We start from the raw sequence: 12,155 nt of genomic DNA, 5'->3' as shown, positions 1-12,155 counted from the left end.
TACTGAATTCGGCTTTTTATTATACCCAATTTAAATGCTGAACAGCTTACTAAAAATATAGTCAAATATTTGTAGCTTTATAAGGTGTAAACCTTAATGTGGCTCACTACGAGCCTCACTATTAAGTGAGTATCTAAAGATAGAGTCCTCAACTACTTTTATTCGGATGTTTAAAGAGCCGTTTCAATCTGCTGAATAAGTTTTACTAATTACCAATCTCAAAGTTTATATTTTCACAATTTCATTAAAAATTTATATTTTAAACAATTTAATCGCCATACCTAAAATTTGTATAAACGTTATAATTTTTAGCAATATTACTGTAATTTCTGAGTTTTGTATTAACAGGAGTTTTATAATGTTATATTGGGAAAATCAATCTGGTTTATCAAGTTTCTATAAAGGTTGGAATGTCTTTATAGGTGAAGAACAGAACGACACAGCTGACAAGTTTGAGACATCGCTCAAAAAAGTGCTTGAGTGGTTGAAAGAATACATGTGTGTAGATACTGTCACTATTTTATTACCTGTTAGAGATCAGCAGAATCTAGATGTATACGCTAGTATCGGACTTGAGGAAGAGATAGCACAAAATATCCGTATTCCCATTGGGCATGGTATAGCTGGCCGCATTGCCGCAACTATGAAGCCAATGATATTGGATAATGTGTCTGAGGTAGATATCTTTAGTCCAATTCTACGACAAAAAGATCTGAAATCACTTGTCGGCATACCAGTATTGCTCAAACAAGGTGTGGTAGGAGTACTACATGTTGGCACTATTAAGTCTCATCAGTTTACTGAACGTGATGTGGAACAACTGCAACTAGCTGCACACCGCATTAGTACAATGATTCATGCAGAGGTTTTAAATTTCGAGCAGAGTGAGTGCAATCAAAAACTTGGCTTACACAATTTCTACTTAAATCCTCACTTTCATAGTGTGTTTCAGGCATTGATATTGAGTATTTCTACTTTAAAAGAGCGAGTATTGAGATTAGCAAGTGCTGCATTAGCCTGCATAAGTTCAGCTAGACAGAAAGACAAGGAATACAATCTTCCTATGTTTGAGATAGGTTAAGATCTCTCACGCCCTACCTCATGCAAACTTTGGTACACCAGGGTTAAAATCGCCGACTTAAAATTTTTTGCCTAAGCTTTAGGTATTAGCGTGAAAATAAAATACCCGCGGGATTATTAGTGTAAAGCACAAAAGCCATAAATGATTGGTATTTAATTTCATGTTTCGGCCAGCCAATCTATTACCTTTGAATGCGTAATGACCAACACCCTGCTAAATTGGAGATAAAGTCGAAGAAAGGAAACTGTAAATGTCTGCACAATTGTTACTGGTAGATGATGAACCGGGACTGCGTGAAGCGGTAAAAGATTATTTACAGGAAAGCGGTTTCAGCGTTCAAGTTGCCAGTAACGCTCGTGAAGGTTGGGAATTAATGCAACAAAATACACCTGACCTGGTAATCTCTGATATTATGATGCCCCAGGTAGACGGTTATCAATTCCTCAAACAACTACGTGAAGACCCCCGTTTTCAAGCATTGCCAGTGATATTTTTAACCGCAAAAGGCATGACAACCGATCGCATCCAGGGTTATCAAGCTGGTGTTGATGCTTATCTACCAAAGCCCTTCGATCCTGATGAGTTAGTGGCAATAGTCGAAAACCTACTCAAGCGTCGTGCGAGCAAAATACCAACTACAACTGAAGAAGGCGAAACACCTGATATTGCCGATCTGGCTAATCAAATCGCCCAAATCAAGGCCTTGTTGACCCAGAGAAATGCGATCGCTCAGTCTCCACCTCCATTTACAATCGACTTAACTCCGCGAGAACAGAGTGTTTTAAATTTGGTAGCGGAAGGTTTGATGAACAAAGAAATTGCTCGTCGTCTAGAAACCAGCGTCCGCAATGTTGAAAAATATGTCAGCCGACTATTTAGTAAAACTGGTACTAATAGCCGAACTGAGTTAGTTCGTTTTGCTCTTGAACATGGTTTAGCAAAATAAACATAAAAAGATAAAAAAACAGGAAACTCGAAGTTCCTCAATCAGCATAATCCAAAAGCAGAATTCAGAATCTTGAACCCCAATTTCTGAATTTTGCAGTTTGTAACAATTCGATTCCTCCAGATATTCAGTAAGAGCAAATTGAGTCTAGGAATACCCTGGAAAATAATTGCAAAACTTAAATTTTGCCAGAAAGCAGGGTAAAAAATGCTCTTAGTACGCACCCACTCAGTATCTGTAGTGCAAAGGATGAAGGCTACTGTAAAAGTAATAGTGTCTCTCCCTAGACGCCTAGAAAAAAGCTTCTCGTAGAGTAGGGTTAGACTTAACTTGATAACTACAGGATTGGGTTACACAAGCGGGTTATGGAAAGAGTAAATTATCTAACAAGTAAACTTAAACAAGCTCACTATTTCCTGCCCAATACAAGACACAAAATAAACCTGATAATTACAAATCTCAAATAGACCTCAAGATTAAGTATTTTCGGTAGAGTTACGTAAACGCATTAACTGGCGTCGCATTTGTGGTGACGCTTTTAGTTCTGAAATTTCCTGCGCTTTCACAGAAGCTTGCAGAGTCTCTAAAAATTCATCAGATCCTTCGGTGAGTAAAGCATCTAGCAACACCTGCAAAAGTTGATCGCGATCGCCTAATAAACTTTTTTCTTCAATCAATCGAAATTTGAGATGTATTTCACATTCATAAACGCTTACTTCAATATTATTTATTTGGCGTGGTAATACTTTGGAGTTCATAGTTTTTAGGATTCCTTTACTTTTTGGTGATAGAGGTGAGGGGCTATATCTAAGAGCAAAATTTCTTTATATTTTTTTGAAATCCAAACTGTTTGAATCAATCTTTTTCTTTCCTTGAACGAAATTTGCATTTCATTTTGCTTCTCCTGCTATTGTTTCTATCTAGACTCTTAATGTCAAGACTAATGTCAAGACTCAGATTTTGCAGTAAATGCTGTAGTTGAACAGCCATAACTATTATTCAGTTTTTAAGATTGTATACAATAAAGTTTCTGTAAGAACTTGTTCTGGCTTTTTAAAGGTTTTTACATCAACTTTATCTTTACGTCAATAAGAGTTTGGGATTTTACTTATAAATTCGTGCTTATACGTAAGTATAAACCCGGATTTTCTTTTACATAATGAAAGCCCGTCATTGTCATGGGGAAATTTACGTAAAATCAGTGGATGTACGATTTTTCTAGTTGATAAAGACTTACAAGTTATTTATAGGGAAACTCATCATCGGTAACAATTTTTATTTTGATATAAAATATAAGCTTAGTTGCAATTATTCCAGCCGAGTATACCGCTTTAAAATTCCTTTGGCTGGACATGTACGAAAAACTTGACAGTTATGCATCCAAAGGGGTTCCTCATCAACTAAAAATTTTCTTCTATCGCGCAAAAATCAAGACAACATCTCCAAATCAATAAAATCAGGATGAACTTTAGCTGTCCTCATTCATAAACTTGGGCATCAATCTGATGACACCTCCCGTTGTCTTCTCCAAGCAGATGAACTTTTTACCTATGACAACCATAGATTTTTTCTATTAAAGGGTTGTGGCGGCCATCTTAGCTAAAGATTCATGGGGATTCAACTAGGGATTGGGGATTGGGGAAGGTAGGGGTCCCCTTTGGGGATAAGGGGTAAGGGATAAGGGGTAATGGGGATTGGGGATTGATGTTTTTGTTTATCCTCTCCTTTGTCCTCCTTATCCTCCCTGTCCCTTTCCCTCTGAGATCAAGATTAAGATAGAACTATGCTTATCCCAAAAAGTTAAAAGCCTGATAGATATTATGCTAATCGTGGCGTCTTCGATAGATTGCTTGTATTCTAGTCAAACGAGAACTGCTATAACCTGAATCACCAAACTGTTATGGACGACAACCCAATGCTACTTAAGTCCACAACCCGGCATATCCGTATTTTTGCGGCAGAAATTGATCAAGATGGCGAACTAGTTCCCAGCAATCAAGTCTTGACGTTGGATGTGGACCCAGACAACGAATTTAATTGGAATGAAGATGCTCTACGAAAGATTTATCACAAGTTTGATGAACAAGTAGAAGCATATAGTGGCGCAGACCTAACAGATTATAACTTGCGCCGTATTGGGTCTGTCTTAGAGCATTTTCTGCGATCGCTTCTCCAAAAGGGCGAAATCAGTTACAATCTCTCTGCTCGTGTCACTAACTACAGCATGGGACTTCCCCAACTAGTACCTGACAACCAATAGAGCTAGGGGTTGAGTTATTAGTTCTAAAAATTATTAACTCCTAACTCCCGTAAGAGCTGGTTTAGCTGGATTTGACTTCTGCTGATAGCTATTCCAGCTAAAACCATCCCTACTGTTAACTCCAAAATAGTAACGAGTTTCAATGCTCAATATCCTCAAAATTCTGGCTGCTTGGCTATTGCCGCAGCCTATTGTCATTTTAGTGTTACTCTTTTACTCCTATGCCGAAGCAGCAGAACTTGTTGGACGTTCTGTCTTAAGCGCAGATACATTTTCCTTCGGTTCAACAACAGCTCAATTTAAAAAGACAAATCGCACAACTCCTTTTCTTCATGCTCAACCTGTACAAGGTTTTTCTGCGGTTGTCAAAGGACCAAAAGCAGGCACTTATCTAGTCATTTCAGATAACGGTTTTGGCAGCAAGGCTAATTCGCCTGATTACAGATTGCGTATTTATGCAGTCGAACCTGATTTTACTACAGGTAAAGTTTTTCCTGTGAATCTGCAAACCGGAGAAAGACTCTCTTGGTTTGATCGTCAAAGCTTTTTAGAACTAAATGATAAAAATCGTAAAGTTGGTTTTCCTATTATTGCAGATCAATCATTTTATCCAGATAGCACTATCTCCGTTAGTCCAGCAATCAAAACAAATCGTTTATTGACAGGAGGAGATTTTGATATAGAGTCTTTCCAGCGTCTTAGTGACGGTAGCTATTGGTTGGGGGACGAATTTGGCCCCTTCCTACTACATGTAGGACAAAATGGTGAACTGCTAGATCCTCCTATTTCTCTACCCAATTTTTTGGATATTGGTAAGTTAGATTTTGTAAAATCACCTGATCACCCAGAATTGATTAATTTACCTGACGAACAAGCAAGAGTTATCGCCGCAAACCTGGGTCGTTCTCAAGGTTTTGAAGGTATGGCGATCAACAGTAGTGGTACAAAACTTTATGTATTGTTAGAAGGATCTTTAAAAGGTGACTCTCTGAAGCAGCGCCTGTTAATTCATGAATTTGACTTAGCCAGCAAGCAATACACAGGACAAATTTTCTCTTATCAGCTAGAGCATCAAAGCCATGCGATCGGTGAACTTACTGCCATTAATGATCATGAATATATTGTGATTGAACGTGATCACCGTCAAGGAGATCCTAATAACTCTGCCTTTAAATCTCCTGCTCAATTCAAGCGTCTTTATAAAATTAATATTAAACAAATTGATGCCCAAGGGTTTGTTGATAAACAATTGTTAGTAGATTTACTAAATATATCTGACCCTAAGAGGATTGGAAGAAACATCACCAAGGCAGGCATCTTCACTATCCCTTTTGTGACTATAGAGAGCATATTACCTGTAGATAATAGAACCCTACTTGTAATCAACGATAATAACTATGCCGATAGTTCTGGTCGTATTCCCAGACAGGCTGACAACACCGAATTTATTCTCCTTCGCTTAAAAAAACCTTTAAATTTATTCAATCGTCATTAGCTATGAAGTATTAATTCACAAATTCAAATAAAGATTCTTCATAAGAGGTATAATCTCATTTATATTACTTAATTTATAAATTCTTATCACAATAAAATAAAACAATAAATCATTATTGATTAATAACCCATGACTAACACCAGACCAGATTCCCTCCTTGGACAAATAGCAATTGTCCTGAAATCTCCTGGACATCTTTAATATAGTGTAAAGCCTTTTGACCTTTGGACTGACATACAACAAAGTCTATGGCCACTTGGATGCTCGCATTCGTAATATCATAAGCATCTATGATAAGTTGTTTGGATTTCCCCTTCATGGTTTGTGATTCTTCAGAAATTAGATCACCAGGGTTAGCAGCGCGATGAATTTTTTTTTCATTATGCTCTTTAATTACACTTTAACTGAGTAAATATGTTAAATTTGCAGTTAACGTTGTAGGCGAAGTAATAAACTTAATATAATCTTGGCTATAGCAAATTGCTAATAGTGAGTGAAGACTAGCTAGTAGCTGTCTTCTTTAAGTTTCTTTATGAATGCCTCTCTACCTATAAAGTAAAAGTAAAGATCTAGTCTGATCTCCTCTTTCATTATGGGGTAATAAGTCTAAACAATGTAGTTGTAGCAGTGAAGGCGTTATAGTTAGATGACAAGTTGTAAATTCATGAAGCTCTGGCGACAGAGCAGCCTACAGAGTAACTGTAGAGTAGAGTAATAACATTGTTGTTTGTTTGGGCGCATGTTCGCACTTGGCTTTATTGATCCATCACCGTCTATGGGATGGGTTTCCACAGATACCACGAGATTTTATGATTGTTCCAAACTTTAGATATCTCAAATAAAAAAATATGAGCGGTTTAGATATCGTCGCTAATACTAATAAAGAAATTGCCAATCGCTGATCGGTGGGAAAACTATGGAAAATGATGCGGCTAACCTGTATTGCCCAAATGAACTTTGTCAATCTCCCAACCCTCTAACCCACAACTTCTGCCAGCGATGCTCTACACCTTTACCTAAACGCTTCCTCTGGGCTGTGGCAGATGGTATGAATTTGGGTAATCCTGGAGAAATATTGGCGACTCGTTATCTAATTATTGATAAATATATTCTTTTAGATACTAAGCCTGGTTATTTACCTCAAACGCCAGATCCAGAAAAATTACAATCAATCAGACCCTATTTAAGATTAATTCCCTACCGCCTACATGTACCACAGGTATACGGTGTAATTTCTTCATCTGATGGTAGTCAAGGGCAAGACATATTACTTTTAGAAAAACCCCCACTCAATATTATAGATAGTACAACTTCGTTGGATGTACAACTATGTAGTGAGTTAACCACTGCATGGCGTGATGCTACATCAATGCGCCAACTGAATTGGTTATGGCAGATAGCACAGTTATGGCAACCTCTGGCTAGTGAAGGTGTTGCCTCTAGCTTACTCAGTCCTCAATTATTAAGGGTAGAAGGTTCGTTAGTACGCCTGTTGGAATTGCGTTATGAAGAAGATTATGTACCGAGCTTATCACAGTTAGGGGAATTTTGGCAGCAGTTGGTAAATATAGCAAAACCAGCGATCGCAGAATTTCTGGAAAACATTTGTCACTCCCTGATCACAGAAAAAATTTATGCTGCCGAACAACTAGTCACAGTTGTAGATAAAGGACTCTCAACATTAGGAAGTTCTCAATCTCCCACCATTACAATTGCCACAGTTAGCGACACAGGCCCCAGTCGTCAACGCAATGAAGATGCCTGTTATCCGCCAAGTGGTAGCATTATCAGCAAACCACCCAACTCTAGCAGTGCTTTGGCGATCGTTTGCGATGGGATCGGCGGACATGAGGGTGGTAATGTCGCCTCAAATTTGGCAATAGAAACTATTCAACAGCAGGTACAAGAACTTACTAAGGTTCCTTACGATCACCTTGATCCAAATTCGCTCTTAGAAGATTTACAGCAAGCAGCTGCGACGGCTAACGACAAAATCAGCCAGCGCAACGATAGCGAGAGTCGCCAAGGACGCCAGCGTATGGGAACAACCTTGGTAATGGCTTTGCCTGTTGCTCATGAAATGTACATTGCTCATGTTGGTGATAGTCGTGCCTACTGGATTACACGCCACGGTTGTTATCAAGTGACTCTTGATGATGATGTCGCTTCGCGTGAAGTGCGCCTCGGCTATGCTATTTACCGAGATGCCATACAACAAGGTGCTTCTGGTTCATTGGTGCAAGCTTTAGGAATGAGTCCTAGCACTTCCTTGCATCCCTCTGCTGAACGCTTTATTCTCGACGAAGATTGTATTTTCCTGCTATGTTCCGATGGATTGAGTGATTTTGACCGTGTGGAACAGTATTGGGAAACAGAAATTTTACCATTAATTCAGGGTAAGACTGATGTTGCAAACGTGATCGAAAGATTGCTAGAAATTGCTAACACTCAAAATGGACACGATAATGTCACTATCGCCCTAGTACACTATCAATACAAGTACTCAGAACCACAGACAAAACCACAATTAGTCTTACCCGACATATCCGATATTTCTCTTACCAGCAATACTCATCTACCTCAAACCCTACAATCGAGAACAGAAGGTGGTTATTCTCGAAAAACTCAAGTCATTCCAGACACACAGCCAAGTAAGCGGCCGAGATCTGTCCCACTACAGTTTGTCATTCTTATAGGATTAGTTCTAGCCGCAGGTTTATTTGGGACTTTATGGATGCTCAATGGAGGGATTTTTGGTAAAGAAGAAAATGAGCCTCGAATTCCTACAATTAATAATAATACTCCCTCTGTGACATTAAAGCCGTCTGTTGGACTATCTCAGCCAAGCGATCGCCCTGATGTCATTCAGACCACGACTGATATAGAGTTATTAACAAATACATCACCTCCACAAAGCGCGATCGCACCTGCTGGTAGTGTGTTGAAAATTATTAAGAGCAAAGTAACCACAACAGAAGATTCAAATCCAGATGAGTCAATATCTTTGCGAGTATGCTCTGTTGGAGACGGTTTCACTTCACCCACAAACCCACCCGATCCATTAACTCCTATAAATAGAAAACCTGTGGTGAAAGAGGGCAAAGTCTACACTATTAAATTATCCGAATCCGAATATCAAAAATTATTGGACGGTAGCTCTACACCCTTACCGAAAATTGTTGCTCAATGTGGAGAGCAGCCTCAGCGCACACCTGCATCTTTAAATCAAGGAGGCTCAACTCCATAACAGGCTAATCTGTGTGGCTAACACTCAATAGTCAAAAACTCGATAAACTAGTATCAACCTGAAATAATACAGGTAAAAGCTAAAAGAAAAAATCAACAGAAGTCAATTATTTTTGTCTTTTGTTTTTGTCTTATTGGAAATTTTTGATTTTGATGTTTGTATGTAATGAATCCATCCCTGAACTTGGCGGTTAAGCGTCTGGTCAATGCTGGTCCCGATCACTTCGCTATTTGTGTGTTTGAAGCTCCCTACCCTGGCGCCCGTGATATCCACGATTGCGTCTGGTCAGCAGAGTTAACTCAAGCTTGGCGAAAGTGGCAAGAGATGTTTGCTCCGGACAGTTGTATAGATATTTCCCCTACAGCCATACCCCCAGCATCAAACCCACTTCCCAATGAGTTGCTTTCACCAACTTCTGGTAGAATCACAAGTTACACTAGTCGTCTGATGCAATATTTGGGAATTAGCCTGTGGCGTTGGTTATTTGACGGGCCAATCTTGGGCAGTCTGGAATACAGTAGTGGTATTGCCACTGGCCAAAGTACACGTTTGCGCTTTCGACTAGAGATTCGTGACCCAAATTTAACTGCTTTGCCGTGGGAAATTATGCAGCGTGAAGTTGGTCAGTCAGCAATGTCACTATCTCCAAACATTTTATTTAGTCGTACTACTAATGAAGTTGAACCCCTACTACTGCGGTTGCGAACTGATCAGACATTAAATATCCTGCTAGTTCTGGGAGAAGATGAAAAGAATCTCCAGTTAGATAAAGAAGCTGATATTTTAGAGCAAACCCTTTCTAACGGCTCTATAGTGGGAAGTCATTCCCAGGGATATGCTCCTTGTATTGTGAAGACACTAGTGCAACCAACCCCACAGCAGTTGATTCAAGAACTAGAAACCAGAAATTACAATATCTTTTTTTATGGGGGTCATGGTTCGCGAGGTCCTGATGGCGGGTATTTACATTTGCGTCCTGATATGCGTCTCAATGGCATGGAATTGGCACAAGTACTCAGCCATACGGGAGTTAAATTAGCGGTTTTAAATGCTTGTTGGGGAGCGCAACCTGCTGCTGTCAATGGTCAGGCAATACCTTGTAGCAGTTTAGCAGAGGTGCTGATTCGCAATGGCGTACCTGCGGTTTTAGGAATGCGTGATCAAATTGCTGATGAGGAAAGTCTGACTTTTATTCATGCTTTTGTCCAAGCTTTGCGAAAGCGACAACCAATCGATTATGCTGTAGCAGAGGCTAGACAAAATTTATTGGCTGTTTATAGATTTAATCAACTAGCATGGACATTACCTGTTCTTTATTTACACCCACAATTTGATGGCGAATTAATCAGGAGTTATGAAGAGGGTAATACAGAACTACCAGAAACTTCCATACCTGGTATGGCTTCACTGCTACCTCTGGCTTCCTTGAGGTCGGCTGGCATAACCTATAAACTGAAAACCGGAGTTACCCGCATCGGTCGTACTACAGATAATGACATTGTTATTCCACAACCATCTGTTTCCAGGAGTCAAGCAGAAATCTTGTGTCGAAATACTTTCACAGGCCCTACTCCAGTACGAACATATTACCTCAGAGAAAACTCTACCTATGGTACAACTTGGATTTCTAAACCTACTAAAAATGACTGGCAACAAATCCACCACCAGGAAGTTTTGCTTGAACCAGGAATGCTGTTAAAGTTCGGTAGTAGAAATAGTCACCCTTGGGAGTTTATGATTGAAAACTCTTAAGTTAAAAGCACAACGGTAAAAAACAAAAGCGAATGAAGCTGATTTGATGAGTTTTATATTGCTCTTCCAGTCAGTTTATTTGTTATGTAGTTTACCATTTTTTGTCAATGAAATTTTGGAAGTAATTACCCACAAACAGGTGAGTAAAATCCCTAAATCTTCATTCTGCTTGTTTAGCGGCTAGCATTTAGACTCTAGTTTTGGCTTTCTATTTCCAAGTTCAACAAAAAGCTTATAAAAAAACTCAGGATAATTAGACTTGATGTGCGGAAATTAGTTCCAAGCAGCTGTAGCTGTAAATACCATAAAATAATTGATCGGGAGACGACAAATGAACAAACAAATCAACGGTTTAGAAAATCTTCAAACCATCCCCTCTCAAATAGAACTTGAATTTTTAGAAGCACTCCTGCAACCAGAGGATGGTACTTATCCTTGGAATCCGGGTGATGAGGAATCAGAAGAATATTTTCACCACTTGGAAGAACATTTTGTGCTGCAAGATGTATTGGAAGAAGAACTCACGACACGCTGTGAAGATTTTTACAATCAATTAGAAGCGCTATGGACTTCTCATGCTCCATCCTACAATCATAATACAGATAGTATTATCATAGGTCAACTTCAAGAAAGTTTACAAAGTCGTCTGTCTACAGATGTACCAAAACAATGGTTAAAGGCGATCGCTCAAAAAGCAGCCGATATTTTTACTACCCAACAATCAATGGCAAATCAACTGGTGGAATGTGTTCAGGCTGTATTACCCGGTTGGGGATCTGATGATTTATTAGTTTTGGCTCGTCCGTACGCTTATGCTATGCGGAGTAGCGAATCACAAAAAACCGCAGAAACTGTTGTCAATCAAGTTAGTGAACAGGAATGGACAAATCTCTCGGAAATTGAACAAGCTAGAGTTAGTTTGGCGATCGCTTACTATGCTTTGCAACAACTCAACAGCTTTCAGGGTGAAGCCTAAAAAAAACCCAAATTCTTATAGTCTGCTGCATTTTTTTTACTTGCAAGTAGTTTCCCATTTGAATGGCGCTCGTCTTGCAAAGGTTGTGGAATGCTTTATCTGTCTCTCTAAAAACCTCGGCTTTCCACTGTATCCAGAAAATATCAAATTGCAAGACAAGCGTCATCTACCTAAAGAAATAAAAAATTATGTTTATTCTTATTTGAATTGACTCTACAGATAAATCTGCTTGCTCTGTACCATCAAAGAAGTTTTGGTCAAGATGAATTAACTTATATATATTTACCAAGTATTTATTTACCAAGTCATTGCACGTCTATGAGACACATAGTCTCAAATCCCCTCATAAAACCTCGCGGTATGTGGGAAACTCAGTGGCTTAAGCCCTGAGAGGGAAA

The 12,155-nt window shown here is 39.1% G+C and carries 8 protein-coding genes; 7 read left to right on the top strand and 1 reads right to left on the bottom strand.

What is annotated here, in order from left to right; all coding sequences use genetic code 11:
• Positions 1–358: 358 nt before the first annotated feature.
• Both AC5JMK_RS06435 and AC5JMK_RS06430 read left to right on the top strand, forming a co-directional pair.
• Positions 359–1,081 (top strand): GAF domain-containing protein, encoded by a 723-nt coding sequence (locus tag AC5JMK_RS06435; protein WP_096676886.1) that lies wholly within the window; start codon positions 359–361, stop codon positions 1,079–1,081.
• Between the two features lie 250 nt (positions 1,082–1,331).
• Positions 1,332–2,027 (top strand): response regulator transcription factor, encoded by a 696-nt coding sequence (locus AC5JMK_RS06430; protein ID WP_096676887.1) that lies wholly within the window; start codon positions 1,332–1,334, stop codon positions 2,025–2,027.
• 476 nt (positions 2,028–2,503) lie between these two features.
• Here the strand turns inward: AC5JMK_RS06430 and AC5JMK_RS06425 are convergent, their stop codons facing one another.
• On the bottom strand, positions 2,504–2,785 hold the full coding sequence (locus AC5JMK_RS06425) for an Npun_R1517 family heterocyst differentiation transcriptional regulator (protein WP_096676888.1): 282 nt from the start codon (positions 2,783–2,785) through the stop codon (positions 2,504–2,506).
• Positions 2,786–3,927: 1,142 nt separating this feature from the next.
• Here AC5JMK_RS06425 and AC5JMK_RS06420 point away from each other — a divergent pair.
• The 5 genes from AC5JMK_RS06420 (at position 3,928) to AC5JMK_RS06400 (ending at position 11,757) form a co-directional block, all read left to right on the top strand.
• Positions 3,928–4,287 (top strand): NAD(P)H-quinone oxidoreductase subunit M, encoded by a 360-nt coding sequence (locus tag AC5JMK_RS06420; RefSeq protein ID WP_096676889.1) that lies wholly within the window; start codon positions 3,928–3,930, stop codon positions 4,285–4,287.
• 142 nt (positions 4,288–4,429) lie between these two features.
• Complete coding sequence (locus AC5JMK_RS06415) at positions 4,430–5,782, top strand: esterase-like activity of phytase family protein (protein WP_096676890.1); 1,353 nt, start codon at positions 4,430–4,432, stop codon at positions 5,780–5,782.
• 916 nt (positions 5,783–6,698) lie between these two features.
• A complete protein-coding gene (locus tag AC5JMK_RS06410) occupies positions 6,699–9,029 on the top strand; it encodes a protein phosphatase 2C domain-containing protein (protein ID WP_096676892.1) in 2,331 nt (776 codons plus the stop codon).
• A 165-nt stretch (positions 9,030–9,194) separates the two neighbouring features.
• Positions 9,195–10,781, top strand: coding sequence for a CHAT domain-containing protein (locus tag AC5JMK_RS06405; protein WP_096676893.1), 1,587 nt, complete (start codon positions 9,195–9,197; stop codon positions 10,779–10,781).
• A 331-nt stretch (positions 10,782–11,112) separates the two neighbouring features.
• Positions 11,113–11,757, top strand: a complete 645-nt coding sequence (locus AC5JMK_RS06400) for a hypothetical protein (protein ID WP_096676894.1) — start codon at positions 11,113–11,115, stop codon at positions 11,755–11,757.
• Positions 11,758–12,155: the final 398 nt, after the last annotated feature.

The organism is Pelatocladus sp. (assembly GCF_059505505.1).
This window is presented reverse-complemented; position numbering and strand designations above follow the sequence as displayed.